The 24,171-nt window shown below is 58.6% G+C and carries 24 protein-coding genes; 18 read left to right on the top strand and 6 right to left on the bottom strand.

Features of this window, described 5'->3' with window-relative positions; genetic code table 11:
• Window positions 1-443: 443 nt before the first annotated feature.
• The 16 genes from Cth01_RS21535 (at window position 444) to Cth01_RS21460 (ending at window position 16,049) form a co-directional block, all read left to right on the top strand.
• Entirely contained in the window at window positions 444-2,630 is a 2,187-nt protein-coding gene (locus Cth01_RS21535) for a TonB-dependent siderophore receptor (RefSeq protein ID WP_233425255.1), read from the top strand.
• A 12-nt stretch (window positions 2,631-2,642) separates the two neighbouring features.
• The gene (locus Cth01_RS21530; protein WP_045840369.1) at window positions 2,643-2,936 is read left to right on the top strand and encodes a hypothetical protein; all 294 of its coding nucleotides are present in this window, start codon (window positions 2,643-2,645) and stop codon (window positions 2,934-2,936) included.
• Window positions 2,936-4,657, top strand: coding sequence for a PepSY-associated TM helix domain-containing protein (locus Cth01_RS21525; protein WP_045840368.1), 1,722 nt, complete (start codon window positions 2,936-2,938; stop codon window positions 4,655-4,657). The genes Cth01_RS21530 and Cth01_RS21525 overlap by 1 nt, the downstream gene beginning before the upstream one ends.
• Complete coding sequence (locus Cth01_RS21520; protein ID WP_045840367.1) at window positions 4,654-4,995, top strand: DUF3325 domain-containing protein; 342 nt, start codon at window positions 4,654-4,656, stop codon at window positions 4,993-4,995. The genes Cth01_RS21525 and Cth01_RS21520 overlap by 4 nt, the downstream gene beginning before the upstream one ends.
• A 109-nt stretch (window positions 4,996-5,104) precedes the next feature.
• Window positions 5,105-6,286: an efflux RND transporter periplasmic adaptor subunit gene (locus tag Cth01_RS21515; RefSeq protein ID WP_045840366.1), complete on the top strand. Its 1,182-nt coding sequence runs from the start codon at window positions 5,105-5,107 to the stop codon at window positions 6,284-6,286.
• A gap of 5 nt (window positions 6,287-6,291) precedes the next feature.
• Window positions 6,292-8,250, top strand: coding sequence for an ABC transporter permease (locus Cth01_RS21510; protein WP_282955770.1), 1,959 nt, complete (start codon window positions 6,292-6,294; stop codon window positions 8,248-8,250).
• A 2-nt stretch (window positions 8,251-8,252) separates the two neighbouring features.
• Entirely contained in the window at window positions 8,253-9,641 is a 1,389-nt protein-coding gene (locus Cth01_RS21505; protein ID WP_045840364.1) for an efflux transporter outer membrane subunit, read from the top strand.
• A 14-nt stretch (window positions 9,642-9,655) separates the two neighbouring features.
• Window positions 9,656-9,901 carry a transcriptional repressor gene (locus Cth01_RS24525; protein ID WP_034359593.1) on the top strand — a complete coding sequence of 82 codons (246 nt, stop codon included), beginning with the start codon at window positions 9,656-9,658 and terminating at the stop codon, window positions 9,899-9,901.
• A 193-nt stretch (window positions 9,902-10,094) separates the two neighbouring features.
• On the top strand, window positions 10,095-11,012 hold the full coding sequence (locus Cth01_RS21495) for a LysR family transcriptional regulator (protein WP_045840363.1): 918 nt from the start codon (window positions 10,095-10,097) through the stop codon (window positions 11,010-11,012).
• Window positions 11,013-11,168: 156 nt separating this feature from the next.
• Window positions 11,169-12,047, top strand: coding sequence for a pirin family protein (locus Cth01_RS21490; protein ID WP_045840362.1), 879 nt, complete (start codon window positions 11,169-11,171; stop codon window positions 12,045-12,047).
• A 126-nt stretch (window positions 12,048-12,173) separates the two neighbouring features.
• Complete coding sequence (locus Cth01_RS21485; protein WP_045840361.1) at window positions 12,174-13,061, top strand: DMT family transporter; 888 nt, start codon at window positions 12,174-12,176, stop codon at window positions 13,059-13,061.
• A gap of 29 nt (window positions 13,062-13,090) precedes the next feature.
• Window positions 13,091-13,513, top strand: a complete 423-nt coding sequence (locus Cth01_RS21480) for a DoxX family protein (RefSeq protein WP_034408355.1) — start codon at window positions 13,091-13,093, stop codon at window positions 13,511-13,513.
• 99 nt (window positions 13,514-13,612) lie between these two features.
• Window positions 13,613-14,242 (top strand): isochorismate family cysteine hydrolase YcaC, encoded by a 630-nt coding sequence (ycaC, locus tag Cth01_RS21475; RefSeq protein ID WP_045840386.1) that lies wholly within the window; start codon window positions 13,613-13,615, stop codon window positions 14,240-14,242.
• A 71-nt stretch (window positions 14,243-14,313) separates the two neighbouring features.
• Window positions 14,314-14,556 carry a hypothetical protein gene (locus Cth01_RS21470; RefSeq protein WP_055477423.1) on the top strand — a complete coding sequence of 81 codons (243 nt, stop codon included), beginning with the start codon at window positions 14,314-14,316 and terminating at the stop codon, window positions 14,554-14,556.
• Between the two features lie 136 nt (window positions 14,557-14,692).
• Window positions 14,693-15,088, top strand: a complete 396-nt coding sequence (locus Cth01_RS21465; RefSeq protein ID WP_052088944.1) for a Rieske (2Fe-2S) protein — start codon at window positions 14,693-14,695, stop codon at window positions 15,086-15,088.
• Window positions 15,089-15,215: 127 nt separating this feature from the next.
• Complete coding sequence (locus Cth01_RS21460; RefSeq protein WP_045840359.1) at window positions 15,216-16,049, top strand: DUF2789 family protein; 834 nt, start codon at window positions 15,216-15,218, stop codon at window positions 16,047-16,049.
• 144 nt (window positions 16,050-16,193) lie between these two features.
• Here the strand turns inward: Cth01_RS21460 and Cth01_RS21455 are convergent, their stop codons facing one another.
• The 5 genes from Cth01_RS21455 to Cth01_RS21435 form a co-directional block, all read right to left on the bottom strand.
• Window positions 16,194-17,219 carry a formylglycine-generating enzyme family protein gene (locus Cth01_RS21455; RefSeq protein ID WP_233425253.1) on the bottom strand — a complete coding sequence of 342 codons (1,026 nt, stop codon included), beginning with the start codon at window positions 17,217-17,219 and terminating at the stop codon, window positions 16,194-16,196.
• A gap of 90 nt (window positions 17,220-17,309) precedes the next feature.
• Complete coding sequence (locus Cth01_RS21450) at window positions 17,310-19,010, bottom strand: arylsulfatase (RefSeq protein ID WP_174447126.1); 1,701 nt, start codon at window positions 19,008-19,010, stop codon at window positions 17,310-17,312.
• Between the two features lie 206 nt (window positions 19,011-19,216).
• Window positions 19,217-20,191 (bottom strand): VOC family protein, encoded by a 975-nt coding sequence (locus Cth01_RS21445; protein ID WP_045840356.1) that lies wholly within the window; start codon window positions 20,189-20,191, stop codon window positions 19,217-19,219.
• A gap of 24 nt (window positions 20,192-20,215) precedes the next feature.
• The gene (locus tag Cth01_RS21440; RefSeq protein ID WP_045840355.1) at window positions 20,216-21,991 is read right to left on the bottom strand and encodes an FAD-dependent monooxygenase; all 1,776 of its coding nucleotides are present in this window, start codon (window positions 21,989-21,991) and stop codon (window positions 20,216-20,218) included.
• A gap of 26 nt (window positions 21,992-22,017) precedes the next feature.
• Window positions 22,018-22,872, bottom strand: a complete 855-nt coding sequence (locus Cth01_RS21435; protein WP_045840354.1) for a fumarylacetoacetate hydrolase family protein — start codon at window positions 22,870-22,872, stop codon at window positions 22,018-22,020.
• Window positions 22,873-22,986: 114 nt separating this feature from the next.
• Between Cth01_RS21435 and Cth01_RS21430 the strand changes: the two genes are divergently transcribed.
• The gene (locus Cth01_RS21430; protein ID WP_045840353.1) at window positions 22,987-23,715 is read left to right on the top strand and encodes a GntR family transcriptional regulator; all 729 of its coding nucleotides are present in this window, start codon (window positions 22,987-22,989) and stop codon (window positions 23,713-23,715) included.
• Between the two features lie 167 nt (window positions 23,716-23,882).
• Here the strand turns inward: Cth01_RS21430 and Cth01_RS24475 are convergent, their stop codons facing one another.
• Entirely contained in the window at window positions 23,883-24,008 is a 126-nt protein-coding gene (locus tag Cth01_RS24475) for a hypothetical protein (protein WP_267884623.1), read from the bottom strand.
• A 6-nt stretch (window positions 24,009-24,014) separates the two neighbouring features.
• On the opposite strand from Cth01_RS24475, the gene Cth01_RS21425 reads away from it, so the two are divergent.
• A complete protein-coding gene (locus Cth01_RS21425; protein ID WP_233425251.1) occupies window positions 24,015-24,152 on the top strand; it encodes a hypothetical protein in 138 nt (45 codons plus the stop codon).
• The last annotated feature ends 19 nt before the right edge of the window (window positions 24,153-24,171 follow it).

Raw genomic sequence — 24,171 nt, 5'->3', positions numbered from 1 at the left:
GCGCCATAAAGCCCGAAGTGGCTCAAGATCCGGCATGGAAATTCCAGGTTTCCCAGGGACGCTTTCACTCTGACCCGGCGGGAGCGCAGATGTACCGCCAAACCGCCCGCGGCTTTGCTGGAGCGGGCCCGATGCCTTTGTGTGAATGGCGTCAACCCAGGCGATGAGCAGCGATTCAGCAGCACTTGGTACGGCGCAGTGCCAAGTGCTGCGCTATCTATTTACAAAACAGTGGCAATTTTTTTACCTGGGCTTTACAATCCGCGCGGAAATGAAATTGAGATTGATTCTCGTTCTGCTTCTTTGCTGCCAGCCCGTATACGGTCTTTCCGTTCCAGCCACAGCGTCATTGGTACTTCGGCATTCCCCTGCCTGAAGAGAACCCTCAGGTTTGTTTTTGTACGCTCATGCTGGAACACTCGTTTTGCCCCGTAGCCGGGGCTTTGCCATTTCGTCTTCACACCACGGCTGTAGCCGTCAGTGTGCTCTGCCTGCTGCCCGGTGTCAGCCATGCACAAGAGGACGCAGCCTCGACACTTGCGGAAGTGACGGTGCAGGAAAAGGCCATTCCCAATGTATATGGGGAGTCAAGCGACTCCTATGTAGCCGCTGGAGTGGAGGTCGGCAAGGCGGCGCAGTCTTTGCGCGAGGTTCCGCAGTCGGTGACGGTGGTGACGCGCCAGCGCATGGACGATCAGGCCATGCGCACGCTCGATGATGTGATGAAGTACACCACCGGGATCACGCGCGAAGAGACCTGGCTGGACACCACCTATCTGTCCCGAGGCATGAACATCACCAACTTCCGGTTCGATGGCGGTGCTGCCAGCTCCTCTCGTTCAGGCAGCCGCAGTCTGGACATGGCGCAGTTCGACAGCGTCAGCGTTCTGCGCGGGGCCGACGGTCTGTTCGGCGCGGGCGAGGCGGGCGGAGTTCTGAACTTCACCTACAAGCGGCCCCAGGCCAAGCGTCAGACGCAGGTTCTGCTTTCGGGCGGAACCATGAGCAACTATCGCGCTGAGCTCGACACCACGGGGGCGCTGAACGAAAGCGGAACCCTGCGTGGCCGTTTCGTGGCCGTGAACCATGACCGCAAGGAAATGGCAGCCCCATCCAAGCTCAAGCGGCAGATGCTGTATGGGGCGCTGGAGATGGACCTGACGTCCAGCACAGTTGCCACATTGGGTGCCAGCTATCAGAAAGATAGAAATACGGGCTTCAATGCCAGCCTGCCGCGCTATGCGGACGGCAGCGATATCGGCTTTGCGCGCAATACCAACTTTGGCGCCCCCTGGAACTGGATCAATCGTGAAAACACCACGGTCTTTGCCAAGCTCGAGCAGCAGCTGGGCAACGACTGGCTGCTCAAGACCCAGCTCAGACACACCCGCTTCAATGAGGGCGTGAATGGCGCGGAGATCGAAAGTTCGCCGGATCCCATCACGTTGCAGGGGGCGGACTGGTGGATTCATCAAGCCAAGTCACGCGAGCGTGAAACCAGCTTCGACATCAATTTGCAGGGCAGCTTTGATGCCTTGGGTCAGAGCCATGATGTGATCCTGGGTCTGGATCAGCACCGCAACAGCAATACCAACCGAAGCCTGTGGCCCAGAGTGGGGCCGGCCGACGTCTTCAACCGGATTCCACCGCAGGATCCGGGCTATCCGCTCGGTGACTGGACCAGCGGCTCGCAGGGCAAGACGCAAAAAAGCGGCCTCTATGGCTCGCTGCGCTTGCGTCCCGTGGAGCGTTGGTCCGTGGTGCTTGGCGGACGCTATGTGCTGCAGGATCGCAATACCCAGCACGACATGAACGGAGCTCTCACAGCCAGCAGCCGGGAGTCGAATGTCTTTGTACCCTATATGGGGTTGATGCATGAGCTGACCAAGTCCACCAATCTGTATTTCAGCACCGCCGAGATCTATCAGTCTCAGGCCGGAAAATTTTCTGCACCGCTGCCAGGGACGCCTCTGGATCCTGTGCGTGGCCGTACCTACGAGCTGGGCGTCAAAAGCGAGCTGACTCCCCATCTGATCGCCAGTGCGGCATTGTTTCGTACCGATAAAAAAGGCGAAGCCGTTTACGACCCCGCTTACCCCCAGACCGATTGGCGCGGCGGTTGCTGCTATTTCCGCGACGGCTTCAAGCTGAGCCAGGGCATCGATCTGGAGATGACGGGACGAATCACCCCCAATCTCCAACTGGCGGTGGGCTATACCTACAACAGCAACGAAGACAGACGCAAGGACAGCGCGCAGTTCAGCACGGTCACGCCGCGCCATCTGTTCAAGGCCTGGGCGGACTATCGCTTGAGCGGCGATTTGCGCGGCTGGAGCGTGGGCGGCGGTGTGGTGGCTCAGAGCTCGAACTACCGGGCTTCGGGCATCAGCGCTTACAACCCGGCAACGGGCCGTTATGACGGAGCCTGGACACCTTACAACTTCACTTCCCCGGGCTATGCGGTCTGGTCGGCACGTGCTGCCTATGCGTTCAACAAGGACTGGAGCGTAGCCGTGAATGTCGGCAACCTGTTCGACAAGACCTACTACAGCACGGTTGGTTATGCAGGCTACGGCAACTTCTACGGCGAAAAGCGTACCGTTACCGTGTCTCTCAAGGGCCGTTTCTGACGGGGTGTAGAAATGTCGCAATCTGATGGGCTGCGCTCTGACTGGGGACTGGGATCGCGTCTGGCTGCTGCAGTGCTGGGAGGCTATGCCGTCTCCAGTGCCTGGGTGGTTTTATGTGGTGCGATGAGTCAAGCCCGACTCGAGACCATGGTGGGTGGCATGCAGTCCAGTTGGCTGTGGTACGTGGCTGTGGTGATTGGTGCCTTCAGCTCGGCATCGCCGCGTCGGATCTGGGGCGTGCTGCTCATTCTGATTCTCGCCATGCTTGCAGCCACTGCTGCCTTGATCTTGCTGAAAGGACGCTGATGCAGCCGGCAAAGAAGGAATCGGGCGCGGGCAAAGGCAGCTTCCGTCAGGCTCAGGCATGGCTGCATACCTGGTGCGGCCTGTGGTTCTCCTGGCTGCTGTATGCCGTTTTTCTGACGGGTACCCTGGCCGTCTTCGAGGAGCCAATCACCCACTGGATGACCCCGGAGCATCATGCGCATGAGCAGGCCGAGGCCCTGCAGGCAGGCTCTGAGCGGGAGACGGCGTCTTCTATGAGCCAGCGTCTGCAGTGGGGCATGGCATATATGCAGAGGCAGCACCCGGGGGCGGACATGTGGGAGCTGTGGCCTGCGGACGCCAAAGGAGGCGGGGACTTGCGCGTCTACTGGTTCGATGGCGACGGCCAGTATGCGGCGGCCCAGCTGGATCCTGCGTCCGGAAATACCGTGGATGCTTCCGAAGTTCCCAGGGTGCGCCAGACATTGGGCGGTCATCATTTTGTGGATTTCCACTATCAGCTGCACGCGGGTCAGCTCGGTCTCTGGATCGTGGGCATCGCTGCGCTTGCCATGCTGGTGGCGCTGGTCAGCGGAGTGATTACCCATAGACGAATCTTCAAGGACTTCTTCACCTTCCGTGCCCGCAAAGGGCAGAGAAGCTGGCTGGACATGCACAACGCCGTGGCGGTGCTGACTTTGCCTTTCCAGTTCATGATCGCCTATACAGGCATCGCCATATCTTGCTCGACCTTCATGCCTGCCGGTATTGCAGCCTACTTTGGTACCGGTGCCGAAGCCGTCAAGTCTTTCCAGGTGGCGCTGAATGAACCGGGCAAGCCGCAGCGTTCGGGCCAGGCCATGTCCGTACCGGATCTGGAGTCCTTCGTGCTGCGCGGGCAGGCCTTGATCGGGCAACCGGTGCGCGCGGTGGTGATTGATTACCCGGGCGATGCGGCTGCACGCATCGGCATCTATGGATGGAATGACGCCGACGATCTGAGCAAGCGTCTCAGCCCCAGCAGCGGCATGGCCATGTTCTCGGCCGCCACTGGAGAGTTGCAGCAGTTGCGCTTGCCAGGAGGTGTGGATGGCGGTGCGGCATCACTCACGCAATCGGTGATCGGCGGGCTGCATATGGCGACTTATGGCGGGCTGCCGCTGAAGTGGATGTACTTCATTTGCGGGCTGGCCGGAAGCGCCATGATGGCCACTGGAGCGATTCTCTTCATGGTCAAACGACGGGGCAAGCATCAGGGGGAGTTTGGCTCCAGCACATCCACGGTCTACCGAATGATTGAAGCCGCGAATGTGGCGGCCATCGTGGGACTGGGCATAGCCTGTGTGGGATTTTTGTGGGCCAATCGTTTGCTGCCTGTCGAGATTTCGCAACGCTCCAGATGGGAATTGGTGGTGTTTTTTGCGCTGTGGATTCTGGCTCTCATACATGCGCTGCTGAGGTCGCCTCCACTGGCATGGCGTGATCAGATGGCAGCACTGGCTGTGCTTTGTCTCCTGTTGCCTTTGCTGAATCTCGTGACGACTGGAGATCAACTTGCTGCATACCTTCTCGATGGTGACTGGGAGGGCGCGGGGGTGGAACTTTTTGCCGTTGCTGTCGGAGTGGCGGCGGCTGGTGCCTGGGCCTGGATGCGCAAGACATCGGGCTTGAAGCCTGCGCGAAAGCAAATGGCTCGTGAATTGTCGAAAGGCCTGCCTGTGGCTGCGGACGCAAGTGCAGCGAAGCAAGGGAGCCTGTCATGACTTTGTGGCAGTCATCCTTGCAGGCCTTTGCTCTTTCGATGGGGGGCATGACGGCTCTCGCTTTTGCCATGGACCGCCATTACGCGCAATTGACATCTCTGGACGAGGTGCCGACAGCGCATCGTATGGCGCTGCGTGTGCTGGGAGCATTGCTTTTGCTGACCGTCTGCCTGCCTGCCATGCGTGGGTGGAGTGCATCGGTTGGCAGCGTGCTCGTGCTGGGCTTCTGGGGTCTGGGGGCTCTCGCGACGGTCGCGGGGCTTTCCTGGTCGGCTCGATACCTGGCTGTGGCAGCCGCCGTGACGGCGCTGCTGGGGGGCGTCAGCTGCCTTTGGTGACGGAACCCTTGAAGCGCGCAAGGCTTCTGATCTTCAATCGCTCCAATTCATGCCGTGGCCATGGGTTTCAGCAGCGACTGCGAATTGTTTTCTGGAAAGTGCAACGTTCATGACGGTGGGACAAATCAAACGCTGGGGCAGCCTCGGGCTGCTGCTGGTCTGTGCCGGAGGTATTACCTTGTGGTGGGGGAGTCGACCCAGGGTCGAGTACCAAAGTGTTGCGGTGCAGCGCGGCGATGTGGAGTCCACCGTCACTGCCATCGGTACTTTGCAGCCCAGAACCTATGTGGATGTGGGGGCTCAGGTTTCAGGGCAGATCACCCGTTTGCTGGTCAGTCCTGGGGCCAGGGTCGAGAAAGGTGCATTGCTGGTGGAGATCGACCCCAGCGTGCAGCGCGCCACAGTGGATGCAGGAAGAGCATCGCTGGCGAGCCTGCGGGCCCAGATCGCGGAGCAGCAGGCACAGCTGAAACTGGCTGGCCAGCAGCTGAAACGACAGCAGCAACTGGCCGCCGAAGAGGCCACAAGGCAGGAGGATGTGCAGATCGCCGAGGCCCAGGTTGCCGGGGCTGCGGCGCGCATCGACCATCTCAAGGCTCAGATGCAGCAAACACAGGCCAGCCTCAAGGCTGACGAAGCACGTCTGGGATATACCCGCATCTATGCGCCGATGTCCGGCACGGTGGTATCCGTCGATGCGCGTGAAGGCCAGACTCTGAATGCCACCTATCAGACGCCGAATATTTTGCGCATTGCCGATCTCACGGCCATGACGGTCTGGACCGATGTGTCGGAAGCCGACGTGCGGCGTGTGAGAGCGGACATGCCCGTTTATTTCACGACTCTGGGCAGTGCAGGTCAGGAACAGGCGCGTAGGTGGAACAGCCGAGTGCGGCAGGTGCTGCCTGCGCCGCCGGCCAGCGTTGCCCCCGCCGCGGGCAATGCGGCGACACCTGCGGCGGCCACCAAGGCCGTGACCTATACGGCATTGTTCGACGTGGATAACAAGGATGCGGAACTGCTGCCGCAGATGACGGCCCAGGTGGTCTTTGTGACCGGTAGCGCCGAGCAGGCCTTGACGGTTCCATTGACAGCTCTTCAGTCTGAGAAAGATCAGCAATCGCAGAGCGTTCGGGTGCTGACAGCCAAGCGGAAGCCCGAGCAGCGAAACGTGAAGCTCGGAGTACGAAGTCGCCATCAGGTGCAGGTGCTCGATGGTGTGACCGAAGGCGAGCGGGTCATCGTCGGCGAAACCCTGATTCCCGGCGGCCTGCGGTGGCTGCAATGGTGAGTGCGATGGAGCAGGTTCCGCTGATTTCGCTGCGCGGCATTCGCAAGCACTATGGCGGAGTGGGCGACCAGCCCTCGGTGACCGTGTTGCACGGCATTGATCTGGATATTCGCGCGGGTGAGTATGTGGCCGTCGTCGGCAGCTCCGGTTCGGGCAAGTCCACCTTGATGAATATCCTGGGCTGCCTTGATAAACCGAGCGAAGGTTGCTATCGGTTTCAAGGGAAGGACGTATCCCAGCTGGACTCGGACGCCCTGGCCTGGTTGCGTCGTGAAGCCTTCGGCTTCGTGTTTCAGGGCTATCACCTGATTCCCAGTGAAAGTGCCTCGGAGAATGTGCAGATGCCTGCGATTTATGCAGGCCTGGCCAAGGAGCAGCGGGTGCAAAGAGCCCAGCTCCTGCTCGAGCGCCTGGGGCTGGGGTCGCGTCTGGGAAATCGTCCCAATCAGCTATCGGGCGGTCAGCAGCAGCGTGTGTCCATTGCGCGGGCGTTGATGAATGGCGGCCACATCATTTTGGCCGACGAACCCACCGGGGCGCTTGACTCGCATAGCGGCGCCGAGGTGATGGCTTTGCTGCGCGAGCTGGCCGATGCGGGACACACCATCATCGTGATCACGCATGACCGCGAAGTTGCGGCTCAGGCAAGGCGTGTCATCGAAATCAGCGATGGACGTGTCGTCAATGACAGTGCTCCCGATGGCATTCAGAGCCGCGCAGAGGTTCCTCCATTGACCCCGCAGCGCAACACCGCAACATCGGCAATATCCTGGGTGGCTGAGATTTCCGAAGCTGCACGCAGTGCCTGGCGCGGCATGCGCATGAACCGGGTGCGCACCAGCCTGACCTTGCTGGGCATCGTGATCGGCGTGGCCTCGGTGATCGTCATGCTGGCCATAGGCGAGGGCGCACGGCGCAAAGTGGTCGAGCAGATGGGCACCATGGGAACAGCCATTCTCTATATGGGCAGCAAGCCGCCGGCCAGCGGCGGACCTGCGGGCCAGATCACCGACGACGATCTGGCCGCCATGCGGGAGTTGCCGGCGATACGCAGAGTAATGCCCGTCATTGGGGACCCTGTCACGGTGCGCTATGGCAAGGCCGACAAGCAGGTCTATGTGTTTGCGGCCAGCGAGGAGATGCCGCTGGTTCACCATTGGCGCGTTGCTCAGGGCCGCTACTTCACCGATGTGGAAGACCGCGATCTGGCTCCGCTGGTGGTGATAGGCCACAAGGCGCACCAGCATTTTTTCCCGGAGGTGGCCAATCCCCTGGGGCTGCAGCTGATCATCGGGAACTCGGCGTTCGAAGTCATCGGTGTCATGAGCGAGCGTGGGGCTGACTCTGGCGCTCAGGACTATGACGACATGGTCTTCATTCCCTATCAGTCGGGGCGCGCCAGGGTCTATCAGGCGCAGACACAGCCCGATTACGTGGTCGTGGAGGCCAGCTCCTCGGAGCAGGTTCACGAGGCCGAGCAGTCCATCCGCGGTCTTTTGCTGGCGCGCCACGGGGGGCGGGAAGACTTCGGAATCGGCAATGCAGCAGCCCGCATTCAGGCCGAAGCAGCAACACGCCAGAGCATGGCCGTGATGCTGGGGCTGATTGCGGCAGTTTCACTGGTGGTCGGAGGCATCGGAGTCATGAACGTGATGCTGATGACGGTACGCGAGCGCACCAGGGAGATCGGCATTCGCATGGCGGTTGGGGCTCGCCAGCATGACATCCTGCGCCAGTTCCTTACGGAAGCCAGCATGGTGACCATTGTGGGTGGGGGTGTCGGTCTGCTTGCAGGGCTGGGCATCGGAATGACACTTCTTGTCTCGGGCGTGCCTGTGATTTTTTCGATGAAAGCCATGCTGGGGGCATTTGCCTGTGCGGTGCTCACCGGTCTGGTGTTTGGCTTCATGCCTGCCAGGACGGCGGCGCGTCTGGAGCCCGTGCGAGCATTGGCGGGAGAGTAGGCATGTACAAATGGAACGCAGTGCTGGCGGCTCTTGCTCTGGCTGGATGCGCGACAACGCAATCCAGTGACGAGACCCGGGGAATGTCTCTCGATATTCCTCATGCCTGGGCGCAGGAGCAGGGAGCAGAAAACGAACAAGTCAGCGCCAGTTGGTGGCACAGTTTTGGCAGCCCGGAGCTCAGCGCGCTGGTTGAGCAAGCCAGGAATCAAAGTCTGGATGTGGCGGCTGCCGTCGCGAGAGTGCAGCAGGCGGATGCCCGGGCAGCTTATGCACGTGCGGCCCTGGTGCCTGATTTGAATGCAGATTTCGGGGCCACAAGATCTGCAGCGATGAACAGTCATATGGAAAGAGACGCCAGCACTTGGCGAGTGGGTCTGTCGAGTAGCTACGAGCTGGACTTCTGGGGGCGCCAGCGTGCTTTGAGAGACGCCGCAGAGTCCAACAGGCAGGCCAGCGTGTTTGACCGTGAGACCGTGAGGTTGACGGTCACTGCCTCAGTCGCCCAGGCCTGGCTCCAGTGTGTGGGCTTGCGCGAGCGCGCCGCGATTGCCCAGCTCAATCTGGAGATTTCCGAGCGGCTCTTGAAGCTGGTCGAGTCCAGAGCCCGTTATGGTGCAGCGACCTCCGTGGAACTGGCTCAGCAGCGTGGCCAGGTTGCTGCACAGCAGCGTGTTGTGGCTTTGCTCCGAAAACAGATTGCAGATGCGCACGCGGTGCTGGCACTGTTGTCAGGGCAATGGACTATGGATCTTGTGAGCGAGACCAGTCTTTCGAATCTGGCGATTCCAGGCGTTCGCCAGGGTACGCCCGCGGATCTGATAACACGCAGGCCGGATGTGGCGAAAGCGGAGGCTCAATTGCTTGCGGCGGATGCGAATCTTGCCGCTGCCAGAGCAGCCATGCTGCCCCGCGTGACGCTGACCGCGGGCCTGAGCTCCGAGAGCGAAAAGCTCAGCAGGCTGCTGGAGAATCCCCTGTCTTCTCTGGCAGCGGGAATTTTGGCTCCGATCTTTGATGCAGGGCGACTTGCTTCGAATCGGGAGCTGGCTGCAGCGCAAAAGCAGGAGCTTGTGATCGGCTACCGCAAAGCCATTCTGCAAGCCTTCAATGATGTTCAAACTGCATTGAATGCAGTTGACGGCGCAGAAAGACAGGCGCTGGTTCAGGCGGAGGAAGTGGCTCAGGCCCAGAGGGCTCTTTCGCTGGCGGAAAGCCGCTACAAAGCCGGGGCGGACAACCTGCAGACCTTGCTGGATGCGCAGCGTGTGGCCTATCAGAGCCGAGACCAGGCAGTTCAAATACGACAGGAGCGCCTTCAGGCGAGCATCGCGCTTTACAGAGCCTTGGGAGGAGGTTGGAGACGATTGCCGGAAGGGCCCGAGAGTTGAAGAGCGTAAGCGTAATGCAACGGTTGAGGGCAGCAGGTCTGCGTCCAACCGTCGCCAGAATTGGCGTGCTTCAAGTCCTGCTGAGTTCTGCTCCCCACGCTCTGAGCAGAGATGAGATATATCGCCAGCTATACCTTCGGGGGACTCCTGTCAGTGTGGGAACCGTCATGCAGGTGGTGGCCCAGCTGAGCAGGCTGGGTGTCGTGCATCACAACGGCAGACAGGGGCGCGAGTCCGGCTATCTGCTCTGCGCAACCTAATTCAGCAGCCGCAGCACATACCCACCGCCCATGCCCAGGCCTGGAGCGATGTCCACGCACTTGTGTGCGACTGCAGACCGTTTCACAGAACTGCTAGGTAAGTTCATGTTGTCTGCTGGATTTGATGATGCGCCACAATGCGGAATCATCATGTGCGGCAGATTTGCCGTGGTTCTCTGCTTCGTCACCACCCATGCGCGACCTCAATGATTTGTACTACTTCGTCCAGGTAGTGGACTATGGTGGTTTTGCTCCGGCAGGCAGAGCTCTGGGTATGCCCAAGTCCAAACTCAGCCGCCGTATTGCTCTGCTTGAGGAGTCTTTGGGCGTGCGACTGCTGCAGCGTTCAAGTCGGCGCTTTGCTGTGACGGATATTGGCCAAGAGTATTACCAGCGCTGTCAGGCAATGCTGGTGGAGGCGGAGTTTGCGCAGGAAGTCATTGATCGTACCCACGAGGATCCTCAAGGCATCGTGCGTCTAAGTTGCCCGCTGGCGCTGCTGGACTACCAAGTCGGTGACATGTTGGCGCGCTTCATGGTGCAGCATCCACGTGTTCAACTTCAGGTGGACAGCACAAACCGCCGGGTAGATGTGATCCGTGAGGGACTGGACCTGGCTCTGCGTGTACGTTTCCCGCCGCTCGAAGACAGCGAGTTGGTAATGAAGACTTTAGGTGAGAGCACGCAATTTTTGGTGGCTAGCCCCAGGCTTGTGAGCGCAATGGGCGGGATGCCTCAACTGGCGGATCTTTCGCAGTGGCCAAGCCTGGGCGACGGTCGGCTGCAACGTAGTGAAATTTGGCAGTTGCAGGGGCCACAAGGCGCAACGGCAGAGGTGCATTACCAGCCTCGTATGGTTTGCGAAGACCGTATTGCCTTGCTTCAGGCGGCTTTGCATGGCGTTGGCGTAGTGCAGTTGCCGGCCATGATGATCCTGGATGATTTGCGTAACGGGCGCCTGGTCGACGTCATGCCCGGCTGGAAGCCTCGTGCAGGCATCGTTCACGCCGTATTCCCGTCTCGCCGTGGGCTGCTGCCTTCGGTAAGGTTGCTGCTTGACTTTCTTGGCGTGGAGTTCACTGCCTTGCAGGCACAAATCAAGCAGGCATGACGTCCAGGACCAGCTCAAAAGGGACGATGCACTATCGTTCCAATTAATGAACGCTGGTGGCAAGAATTCCAGGCTATTCAGCGCTCGTGTGCGTCTCTACAGTTACTTCTAACTCGTTCGCAAGTCCTACGTTCTTGCGCACTTCAGGAGAAGTAAATGCAAAAGACCATTCAAGGAATCTACAGCGCACCTCAGCAGCACTGGGTCGGCGATGGGGTCCCTGTGCGCTCTCTGTTTCACTACAGTCAGCACGGAACCCAGCTGAGTCCTTTTCTACTGCTGGACCATGCAGGTCCATACAACTTCGCGCCTACCAGCAAACGTAGGGGTGTGGGTCAACATCCGCATCGTGGATTTGAGACGGTAACAATCGTCTACGAGGGTGAGGTCGAGCATCGTGATTTCACGGGGGCAGGTGGCGTCATCGGCCCCGGCGACGTGCAGTGGATGACCGCTGCTAGTGGCATCCTGCATGAGGAATTCCATTCATCTGCCTATGCCGAGAGTGGCGGCCCCTTCCACATGGTCCAGTTATGGGTCAATCTGCCATCCAGCGACAAGATGGTCGAGCCAGGTTATCAGTCGATCACCAATGCAGAAATTCCCGATGTCCCACTTCCCAGCAATGCCGGGCGAGTGCGAGTCATTGCCGGAAACCATCAGGGACATACAGGCCCGGCACGCACCCATACGCCCATCAATGTCTGGGATGTACGGATGACAGCTGGCAAGTCCGCAATGCTGCATATGCCGGAAGGGCACACACTGGCTGTGGTGATGCTGCATGGCTCGGTGCTGATCAATGGCCGGGATGCTGTTCGTACCGACCAGGTGGCACATCTGAGTGTGGACGGTACGCAGGTGTTGCTGGAGGCGAACAACGACAGCTCGTTGCTTGTTCTCAGCGGGATACCGATCGCGGAGCCCATTGTTGGATATGGCCCGTTTGTGATGAATAGCGAGGAGGAAATTCGCATGGCCGTCACAGACTTCAACAGCGGCAGATTTGGCCAGATCCATGTTCCAGCCTCCTAGACCGCACTGCGCGTGAAATCAGCCGAAGGCTGATGCTATCGCCACCTCTTTTCTCAATCCTTGCCAGCCGTGTTTCGTCTTCAATTTCGAAGCGTGGGAGAGCCGCGCCTTTACCTGGGATAAATCATGAACGCCAAACTTTCAGCTGCCGCCGCAGCCATTCTCTGGGGATTCACCTATGTGCTGACCACTACGTGGCTGCCTCCGCATCCCCTGTTCCTCGCTGCATTTCGTGCTCTGGGAGGAGCTCTTGTCTTGCTGGCCATTGTTCGCTGCGTGCCCCCACGTGTCTGGTGGGGACGACTGGCGGTACTGGGCACGTTGAACGCTGGGCTTTTCTTTGGCCTGTTCTTTGTGGCTGCAACCCGCTTGCCGGGCGGCGTCGCCGCAATCTTCCAAGCCTTGACACCATTGGCGGTGATCTTCATTGCCTGGGGCATTCTGGGAGCACGCCCCACCGCTACCAAGATCGGTTCAGTTTTGCTAGGTGCTTTGGGTGTTTCGCTGGTCGTTCTGTCAAGTAACGCGCAGCTTGATTCGCTGGGCATTGCGGCCGCCATCGGAAGCATGCTGTCCATCGCAGCTGGTGGCGTACTGTTGAACAAGTGGGGGCAGCCACCCATGCCTTTGCTGGGCTTCACAGGCTGGCAGTTGCTGATTGCCGGTGTGGAGTTGTCTCTTGTTGCAGCTATCGCTCAGGATATGCCTGCACAACTAAATGCGGCCAATGTTTTGGGCTTGGGCCTACTGGCTGTGGCACTGACTGCCGTTCCCTTTGCTTTGTGGTTCGGAGCCATTGAGCGAGCCGGTGCGGTGGCGGTTGCTCCTTTCATGCTGCTGGTGCCGGTCACAGCTTTCGTGCTGGATGCGCTGGTCAAAGGGGTTCAGCCCACGGGCTTGCAAGTGGTTGGTGCCGTACTGGTCATGGGGGGACTGATGCTGAGCCAAAAAGCAGCCGGTAAGTCCGGTAACAAATCCACACGTCATGTGCGCAACACCGTGGCGCAAGATTAAATAAAGCCGTTATCAGTTTGGAGCTTGCCATGAATGCCTTGATTGACAACATGCTGCGTTCCCGTTTTTTCTACCTGCTGGCTACGGCCTTGCTGACCTATATCTTTTGGTGGAGTGGCTTGAACAAAGTTGTTGACTTTCAAGCTGCCATCGGTGAGATGGAGCACTTCGGCCTTCAGCCTGTCACCCTGTTCGCGATAGTCACCATTGCAGTCCAGCTTGTAGCTCCACTGGCGATCATTACCTGCAGCCGTTGGGCATGGCTGGGCGCCGCAGCGCTGGCGGGCTTCACTTTGGCCACGATTCCCATTGCCCACCGCTTCTGGGAAATGAATGGCATGGAAGGCTTTCTCGAAAAAGCTCTGGTACAGGATCACATAAGCGTCATAGGTGGGCTGGCGGTGGCGGCCATCCTGGCTCACCAGCGACGTCAGTCTTTGACTAAAAACTGAGCCGCTTCCCCTGAGTTTCAACCATCGGTTTCATCCTGACCTCGAAAGGGTCAGGCTTCCCCGCCCACCTGGGCATCCATGCTCTCCAAGGAGATTTCCATGAGCAACAAACCTTATGTCCGCCTCGACAAGAACAACGCTGCCGTGCTGATGGTCGACCACCAGACCGGTCTGCTGTCCCTGGTGCGCGATATCGACCCCGACAAGTTCAAGAACAATGTGCTGGCCCTGGCCGACATGGCCGAGTACTTCAAGCTGCCGACCATCCTGACCACCAGCTTCGAGAACGGCCCCAATGGCCCGCTGGTGCCCGAACTCAAGGAAAAATTCCCCACAGCCCCCTATATCGCGCGTCCCGGTCAGATCAATGCCTGGGACAACGAGGACTTCGTCAAGGCCGTCAAGGCCACGGGCAAGAAGCAGCTTATCGTCGCCGGCGTGGTGACCGAGGTCTGCGTGGCCTTCCCCGTGCTGTCTGCCCTGGCTGAAGGCTTCGAGGTGTTCGTCATTGCCGATGCATCGGGCACCTTCAACAGCATGACCCAGCAGGCTGCCTGGAGCCGCATGGAGCAGGCCGGCGCCCAGCTCATGACCTGGTTCGGCGCGGCCTGCGAACTGCACCGCGACTGGCGCAACGACATCGAGGGGCTGGGGACTCTGTTCTCCAACCACATCCCTGACTACCGCAACTTGATCACCAGCTACAACACGCTGACGAGCGCCAAGTAAAGCTGTTTGACGCCTCGCTTTGACAATGCTGTCGAGCGGGGCGATTCGGCATGATTAATCAACAGAGTGCTATGCAGAACACTATTGAGTTTGTGAACTCGCTGGGCGATGTGATCTTTCGCACCGCCGATGGAGGTTACGTGCTGGCTCAGCAGATTGACGCCAAGCCGTTGAGTGCGACGCAGGTTCTGGATGGCGCGCTGGATACCATCGGCATCGAAGCTGCAACAGACCCAACAACTGGGGCGACATACGAGTTTTTCATTGCAGCGTACGGCCTGTCACGTGATGCTGCGTTCGATGGCTTTGTATGAAGGCAGATCCCTTGCTCAGGGTCCTGATGAGCTATGCCAAATCTACAGTTGTAGGTGCTGTGGCTGACCAGATGCCTTGCCAATTGGCGCGGAAGCGCGGAAGCTATTGCCACCATCAACAATCAAGGAGACCGTCATGACTCAGTGGATCGAAGCCATCAGGCTCGCCGAGCTTCCAGAGGGCTCTATGCGCGCTATCAACGTTGGGAATGTGGAGGTTTTGCTGACCCATGTTGACGGATCCATTCATGCAATGGGTAATCGATGTGGGCATATGAATGCTTCACTAGCCGAAGGCGCGCTGGTCGGTCATGTTGTGACCTGCGCATTCCACTCTGCACGTTTCGATGTCACAACGGGAAGAAAGGTGTCGGATGCCGTTGTTCTTCCTCCGCCTGGCATCGAAAAAGCCCCGGCGGAAATGTTGCCGTACTTGCAAAAGGCTGGACGCCTCTCTGCACCGATCAGGACTCATGACTGCCCACGCTATGACGTTATGGTGGATGGTGAAATGATCAAGGTACGCATCTAGCAGCCAATGGGCAGTTATATCGCGGCTACTTCTACTTCGCCTCACGAAGCTGTGGGAATGAGAGCGAGCAAGCTCAGGAGCAATCCTGGCCTCGATATGTTTTTGTGCTCACTAACAATTGATATCTATGTCCGATAACTTCTTTCGCTTTCACGACTTGTTTGCTCAATTGGGTCTTCCCAATTCGCGAGATGCCATCGCAGCCTTCCTCAACCAGCACCGCCCATTGCCCAATGACGTGCTTCTGGCAGACGCTGATTTTTGGGATGAATCACAAGCACAGTTCATTCGTGAAAAAAAGCTCGAAGACTCGCCGGAGTGGACTCAACTGATCGACCAACTCAGTGAGGCGCTTCGGGAAAATTCGGGCAACCGGAACATGTTCGGCACCTGTCGCGTACTAGCTCTCTCGGGAAGTTTGCGTCATTCATCATTCAACACGGCCCTGGCCCGTTCAGCGCAGGCAATGGCACCACAAGGTATGAATATCGAAGTCGCAACCTTGCACGGAATTCCGCTCTATGACGCGGACCTGGAAGCCAGTGAAGGCATTCCGGCCGCGGTACTCAAATTGAAAGCGCAGATTCTGGATGCAGACGCCTTGCTGATGGTCACCCCTGAGTACAACAACGGCGTACCGGGTGTTTTCAAAAATGGTATTGACTGGCTCTCGCGCGCAGATATGAAAGCCGTTTTTGCCAAGCGTCCAACAGGCATGATTGGCGCATCGATGGGGGGCTTTGGTACTTTGTCGTCCCAGGCCGCCTGGTTGCCCACTCTCAAGATGTTGGGCGTTACGCTGTATAGCGGTAACTCAGTGCTGGTGTCCCGTGCACAAAATGCGTTCGATGCTCAAGGCGAGTTGATGGATGATTCGAGTCGGAAAAATCTGAGCGCGTATCTCAATGGTTTCAACGAATTTGTGCAGCTCATCAAAATTGCAAAATTGAAATCCCGGTGAAGGGCGCATCGGATGGCGGTAGGTTCGTTTTCTGAAATGTGAACCCAGTGCTAGAGGGCAGCGATCACCAAGCTTGTCGTGGGAGCGCAGGTCGTCTGACCTGCGATGCGGCTCTCATTGGATGGATTGAGCATCTTTTGGCCCTTATCGGCTCCTATCCATGACGAGCCTGAAGCCTACATTGTTGCTTGCACTCCATGGGTCCTGTCCTTGTCGGGCGCTGACCCGGTAGCCTTCGCAATAGTCTTCATTGCACAAGAAGGATCCTCCACGGATGACACGTTTGGGGGCATCGCTGCGCAAACCGTCGGGGTCGAAGGAGTTGCTGGGGCCTTTGGGGTTGCTGACGTGCTGCAAACGAGCTTGCATTCCGAAGGCGTCATAGCGGTACCAGTCTGCCGTCCATTGCCAAGCATTGCCAGCCATGTCGAATAGACCATATCCATTGGGCTCGTAGCTGGCGACGGGCTCGGTTCCCGGAAGGATCTTGGGCTGGGCTTGAGGGAAGCTACCTGTTTGATTCTTCCAGATGCTGGCCATGACGTCGCCATTGGGTTCCTTAAGGGCTCCCCAGGCATAGCGCTGTTGCTCCAGTCCGCCTCGGGCAGCGTACTCCCATTCGGCTTCAGTCGGCAGGCGTTTGCCTATCCAGCGTGCGTAGGCTTGAACGTCTTCATACGAAACTTGAACGACTGGGTGATCGTCCTCGCCTTCAATACTGGAGTTGGGGCCGGAAGGATGACGCCAGTTAGCGCCCCCGACGTACCGCCACCACTGCATGTAGTCGTGCAGAGAGACGGGTTGTCGAGTCCCAACAAACACCGACGCGCCAGGTATCAATAATGACGCCTCGGGCCGGGGCGTGCCTACCGGGAGTTGGGCCTGCAGGCTTGGCCAGTCCGGCGCCTTCTCCGCAGTGGTCACATAGCCTGTTGCGCGGACGAACTCTGAAAACTGGCGGTTGGTCACATGGGTCTTGTCCATCCAGAAACCCTGGAGTTCTACCTTGTGGCCTGGCATTTCGTTGGGGAGTGCCTTGCTGCTGGTGTTGCCCATGATGAAGTGGCCCGATGGTATCCAGACCATGTTTTGAGTGCCATCGCGACCATTGCCCAAGGTGCCGGCAGCAGGCTCACTTGGTAATAGTTGCCAGACGATGATGGCACCCATGAGTAGCAGACCGGTCGCCACCGCAAGGCGGCGACCATGATGCAAAGAGCGGAGCTTGTGCAGAACTAGCATTGCTGTGCCAATGTCCGTTCAATCTTGGCCAGGATTGAGAATTTGACGAGGGATGCGTTTGCGCCAGTCAAAGTAGCCAAATAGCTGCTCGTTCAAGTACTTGTAATCCCAGGTCATGACACGGTTGTCTTTGGCCCATTGATCGTAGCGTGCCGCCATGTCAGCCACACGCTGCGGGTACTGTTGGGCCAGGTCCTGGGTCTCACCGCGATCGGCATCGGTGTCAAACAGTTGCCAGCGCTCCTCTCCGTAAGGCTTGGGCAACCAGGAGATTTTCCAGCGTCCTTGACGATAGGCTTTGTTGCCGAAGAGCTCTTCACCGCGCTCAAAGTCAGGTTTGCGTGCACTCTGGCTTGCTCCCTGCAAGACAGAGGCAAACGAATATCCCTTGAGTGGCTCCAGTGGTACGCCGTTTCTGTCATTGCCGCGCTGAGTGCGCGTGAGATCGGCAATGGTTGGCAGGATGTCTTCGACGCCAAGAAAGCCGTCATTGATCTTGCCACCCGAGCTGACTGTGGGGCCACGCACGATCATGGGAGAAATGGTTCCGCCTTCAGTCACCACCATCTTGAATAGCTTGAAGGGGGCGGCACTGGCACTGGCCCAGCCGGGGCCAACGCCTGCAAACGACAAGGGCTGGCCTACTTTGGAGCTGGTGGTATCGAAGGTTTTCTGAATCCACTTTCCATCGGCATTACCGGGATACAGATCCATGTATGCAGCGGAGGGACCATTGTCCGAGAAGAAAAAAATCACCGTGTTGTCGTAGGCACCGCTGCGCTTGAGTGAATCGACAACACGGCCGATATTCCAGTCCATATTGTCCAGCATGGCAGCATAGACCTCCATGAGCCGCTCCTGGCGCTTGCGCTCCGCCGGATCGAGCTGCGCCCATGGCTTGAATAGTGGGGCCGTGGCGTGCAGCTTTGTGCCTGCTGGAATCACTCCCATTTTTTGCATGCGAGCGAAGATCTTTTCGCGTGCCTCGTCGTAGCCGCCGGAGAACTTGCCGCGGTACTTCTTAATGAAGTCTTCTGGTGCATGCAGAGGGTCGTGTACTGCCTGGAAGGCCAGATAGCCAAAAAATGGCTTGTCATTGCGCTGGGCTTCAGACAGGTAACCCAGGAACCTGTCGGTATAGATGTTGGAGGAGAATTCGCCGGTATCACGGGCAATGGGCTTGTCATCCTCTGTGAAGACCAGTTTGGGATTCACCCCCAGCAAGCCGTTGTCATCCCAATGGCTACCGCCGGGGCCGACCAGCACATAGGAGCGTTGAAATCCACGTGCTTTGGGCAATTGCTCTGGCTTGCCGCCCAGGTGCCACTTGCCCGCCATGAAGGTGGAGTAGCCCTGTTCCTGAAGCATCTCGGCAATGGTCTTAACCCTATTGTTTAAAGAGCCGATATAGCTGCCAGGGTACTTGTCCATCTCCGGCGTGCGGTATTCGCCCATGGAGCCCATGCCGGCCAGATGGTTGTCGACACCCGTGAGCAATTGAGCACGGGTGGGGGAGCAGGTGGCGTGGACATGGAAATTGGTGAAGCGCATGCCCTCTTGGGCCATGGCGTTGAGGTTTGGCGTAGAAATTGCGTCCTGGCCAAACGGCTCAATGTCGTTGAATCCCATATCGTCGGCCAAGATGACGATGACATTGGGAGGCTTGTTCTGGGTGCTGGTGGCTTTTGCGACCGGAGCAGAAGAGGTCTGCTCCGACATCGAATTGCCGGTGCCGCATCCGCTAAGCCAGGCACAAGCAGAAAGCACGGCAGTGGCGTAAGCGACTTTGCGCAGAGCGTATTGAGCAGGCATGGATAAGCTCCTTTGGACAAAGGTTGGGCAGGCGCACCTGTCTCATGACAGGTGCGCCTAAAAGACTGAACGAGAGAGACGGCCGGTTGACGGCCTGGATCGCTACAGCGGGCTTAGGCTTCAGTGTTGAAGATGAAGTCCTCCGGCACACTCGGCCCCCAGAGGTAAAGCGAATCTTCAGGAGGGAAGTTGCCGTCTTGCCAGACGGTGCCGGCGGGCACATAGTCGATGTCGAATGAGTACTCGGCAAACGAGCCCCAAGGGTCCTGCACATAGTGGAAGTAGTTGGAACCCAGCACATGGCGACCTGTACCCCAGCCCTTGGTGTAGCCGGCGTTGCGCATCTGCTCTCCTCCTTCCCCAACGTCGTCGATGCTTGGGACATCCCAGGAGCTGTGATGCCAGCCACGCGCCGTACTGGAGGCAAATGCAACCAGGTGGTGATCGCATCCATGGCGCGCGTGCATGAAGGCCACGACATCCTGAGATCGGTCCGACAAGCGCAGGCCCAATGCATCGCGATAGAAGTTGATGGAGCGGTTGATGTCCGAAGTGAACAGCAGCACATGAGACAGGCGCGTGGGGTGAACCGTCCCCACCTCGCTGCGCATGTTTGCTCCGCGGCGACCAGCGGGGTGATACCGCCGGGAAAGGTTGACGGACTGGGGAGAGGTGGATGCCATGGAGACTGCTGCTGCCGATGGCATGGTCTTGGCGCCGACTTTCAGTTGCAGCAGATTTCCATCAGGATCCAGAAACCAGAAGCCCTGCTCTGTGACATGGGCCTGGCCTGGGGCCGCTGCTCGGCCGTTGTTGGCAAGTATCTGCTCGCGCAGGCGTTCGAATTCCTCGGCAAAGCAGTTCAGGCTCAGGTAGGCCATGCACTTGCGATTGCCCTTGAATAGGCGCCCCCAGACATGGGGCTTGCCTGTGCAGCGCAAAGCTATCTGCTGCGAGCCGATGGTCTCGATATCCAGTCCAAAGTGCTTGTAGAAGTGCTCTGCCTCAGCCAGAGAAGGTACCTGCAAGGCGAAGTGATCTATGGAGTGAACGCCAAAGCGGGATTCATGAGCTTGGTTCCAGGACATGTATGTCTCCTCTTTTTGCCGGGCTCACGCTGCTGCGGAAGCTTTGGCCGGCAATGCCAATATCTGCTGCAGCACTTGCTCCAAGGTCTGAGCGGGCTGGGTACAGGAGTCGATCTCGGCAATGCGCCATGCGACGTGACGGTCGGGCCGTACAAGCAAGGCACCGCTGTCGCTGATTTCGCTGAGCTGCTGCCAGCGGCCGTATACGTCCTGTGCATCGCAGTCCGGGCCACCAATCGAAATCACCTGCAGCGGTACGTCCAGGTTTTTTTGCACCTGGGCTGCAGCCGCGCGCCATGCATCGCCGCCGATACCGACGATGAGCGTGAAGCGGCCCTGTCCAACCAGGTCCAGCGTGGAGAGACTTTCCTGGCCGCGCTGCAGCCATGCATGGGGGAGGCTGCGTCCGGGAAAGGTACTGGCCTGGTAGTACAGTTCGGGATCGCGAAGCGGGACGGGGGCGGTGCGGCCATCGGCAACCACAGCATCGGAGGTGTAGCACTGCCCCAGTTCCACGCCGTGGCAATTGAACTGGTAGTTCTGCAACTGCACGGCCTCTTGCAGGGCCTTGCGCCGAGCGCGGCCGCGTGCGCTATTGCTGAACAGTTCATGCACGTTGGCCCAGCCTGCCTCCGTATCCTGTCCCGGGGCAAAGCCCATGGCGTTGGAGATCGGCAGCATGTTTCGCACGGATTTCATGGCTCGCTCTACTACCTTCTGGCCGACCGGCTGGCGTTCTGCGCTGTAAGTGTCGAGCAGGGCGGGGCTGGCCTTTCCCTGCAGCACGTAGGCCAGCTTCCAGGCGAGGTTGAAGCTGTCCTGTACGCAGGTATTGGTGCCCAGGCCGTTGGCCGGTGGGTGGCGATGCGCGGCATTGCCTGCGATGAGTACGCGCCCCTTGTTCATCGTCTTGGCGTGTACCTGATTGATGGTCCATTTGGACACGGCCTTGATCTTGACCTTGACCTGTGGATCACCGATGGTGGACTGTGCACGCTCGATCAGCGCTTGCTCGCTCAGGTCGGGCTCGCCCTGGTTGGGGTCGTACATGAACAGCAGCACCCACTCGGTGAACGGCTTGACGCAGATCCAGGTGCCGCTGCCTACCCAGTAGTTGTTGCCGGGCTGTGTCATCCAGTAAAGCGTACCTGGGCGGTGTGCCGTGTATTGGGTCAGGTCTGCCTCCAGCCACACGTTGATTGCGGCGCCCAGGCCCATCTGGCCCTCGGTTTCAAAGCCTATGGACTGGCAGACCACGCTGTTGTCGCCATCGGCGCCAATCGCATATTGCGAGGCGATTTCAAATTCCTCGCCGGTGATGCGGTCGCGGCAGACGGCATAGACGCGTTGCGCATCCTGGCGCATTGAGAGCAGCTCGGTGTTGAACAGAAACTCGCCACCCAGATCGCGGGCATGGGCGAGCAGGACAGGCTCCATCACATGCTGGGGTATGTTGCACATAGCTGAAGGGCTGGCCAGCTCATAGTCCATGCGTCGCTCGGGCCCTGAACCCCAGGTTTGCAGGCGTGCGATCTCGGTGCCTGCGAAGCTGGTGGCCCAGATGTTGTTGCTCATCAGTGCATTGGGCGTGGCCACAGCCTTGACCTTGTCCTCGATGCCCAGGTCGCGGAACACCTCCATGGTGCGTTGATTGGTGATGTGAGCGCGAGGGGAGTTTGCGGTTCCTGGGTAGCGGGTGATGGTCAGCGTCTTGACGCCATAACGGGCGAGAAGCCCGGTGGCAGTGAGTCCAGTGGGGCCGGCTCCGACGATCAGCACCGGGGTTTCGATTTGGCGCATGTTGTCTCCTTTTCCTGGCCGCTGGCTCAGACGGCCTGTTCGTCGCGGATGTCGTTGCGCAGCAGTCCCAACTGCTCGATCTCGACTTCCACCACATCACCATGTTTCATATAGAGCTTCGGGGTGCGGCCGAAACCTACGCCTGCAGGCGTGCCCGAGAAAATCACATCTCCAGCCTGAAGTGTGATGGCCTCGCTGATCGTGGAAATCACCGTAGCCACGTCGAAAAGCATGTCGCGTGTGTTGGAGGATTGCACCGTCTCGCCGTTGAGTCGGGTTTCAATCTTCAGGCCGCTGCCGCCGGGAGGGAGCTCGTCGGCGGTAACGATATAGGGGCCGAAGGTGCCGGTTCCATCGAAGTTCTTGCCCACCGTCCATTGCGGGGACTTGAACTGGTATTCACGCACGGAGATTTCATTGCCGACGGCATAGCCGAATACGCAGTCCAGGGCTTTTTCCTTGGAGATGTGGCGCCCTCCCTTGGCCAGCACCACAACCATCTCACCTTCGAAGTCCAGCGAATGACTGACCTGAGGGCGTTCAACCACGGCCTGATGAGCTCCCAGGCTGGTAGAGGCGCGCAGGAACAACGTGGGGTAGTCGGGCTGATCGTACGGACTTTCCTTGGTGTGATCGGCGTAGTTCAGTCCGACACAGAAAGTTTTAGGAGGTTCGGCAATCGGAGTGGCAAAAGTGGCACTTTGGGGGGCGACGAATTGAGTGGCCTCCAATGCCAGCCGCTGAAAGTCCACGAGGCTGGTGCCGGCACGCAGCAAGTCGCCGATGTCCGTTCCTGGAGTTGTAGGGAGCAAGGCCAGACCTTGATCGGTGAGGGCTGCAGCGCGGCGTGTGCCATTGATGAGGAGTGTGGTGAGCTTCATGTGAGGTCCTTTAGCGAGCAATGATTGGATCGTATATATTTTCTGAAAAATATATATTTAGGTTTTCCCTATATGAAACCTAAAATAGCTAGCACACCAACCAGTCACTTCAGCATGACGGCAGCCTCCGAAACCTTCAAAACCACGGCCTCGGCCTTAGCCAATGGCATACGCGCAGACATCATTAGCTGCACTCTCGCCCCTGGCGCGCGATTGCGCATCAAGGACTTGTGTGAGCGCTATGACAGTGGCGCGATTCCTGTGCGAGAGGCGTTGTCACGCTTGGCTTCCAGCGGCTTCGTGATTGCAGAGGACCAAAAGGGCTTTCGTGTGGCATCGGTCTCGGCAAAAGAGTTGCTTGACATCACCAACACCCGCGTTCACATCGAATGTGAGGCATTGCGCTTGGCCATCGCAAACGGTGGCCTGGACTGGGAAGAAAAATTGGCTGGGGCCTATCACCGCCTGAGTCGGCTGCCAATGCTTGGTGAGGGGCAGGGTGTCGAGCCGGAGTGGGAGAGGGCGCATGCCGCATTTCATGGGGCGCTTATCAGCGCCTCTGGCTCCAAGTGGCTCAATGCTTTGGCCGAACTGTTACGCGACCAGACAACCAGGTATCGTCACTTGTCAGTGGCAAATCTGCATGCCGAAACCTCGGCAGAGTCAGCCGACGGTCTGGCGAGAGATGTGGCCGATGAACACCTGCAGTTATTGAATGCCGTGCTCGCGCGCGATGTAGCGCTTGCAACGAAATTGCTTGCGGAGCACTTATGGGCAACCTCTAACCTCGTTCTCGAATTGTCCCAGCCCAAGATGAGCAACGTGTTGCAAAAAAATAATTGAATTACAACCCTTAGCCTAGGGCACTAGGGCGCGTTCACATTAATGTAAGTGTTCGCAAACTAATGCGGTGTACAGGAAGGCAGCGAACATCACATCGAGCTTGTCGTAGCGTGTGAACACCCGCCTGTAAGCCTTGATCCTACGGAACAGGCGTCCACCTCATTGCGCTAGCGATACCAGTGCTTGTCCAGCAGCCATGTCTGTTTGCGCTGTGGATTGGCTGGCACCACGGGCACGAAGTTACGTGCTGCAGTTACTACATGCGTTTCATCGCCTTCGTAAGCTCTGTCCATGAGTAAGTGCACCATCGCATCCATGGCTTCGATGGGCTTGCCCGTAACGAAGCCGCCAAGGCACAGGAAGTCTTGTACTGGCTGCAAGAGCAGCAGCTTCAGATGAAGGGCAAGATCACCATGCACAAGACCGAGAATGGCTGACTCAGCACTGAGTGAAAGA

Origin of the sequence: Comamonas thiooxydans (genome assembly GCF_000964545.1) — a bacterium.
Classification (GTDB): domain Bacteria; phylum Pseudomonadota; class Gammaproteobacteria; order Burkholderiales; family Burkholderiaceae_C; genus Comamonas; species Comamonas thiooxydans.
Note: the sequence above shows the minus strand (reverse complement) of the source record. Positions and strands in the feature narration are given on the sequence as shown.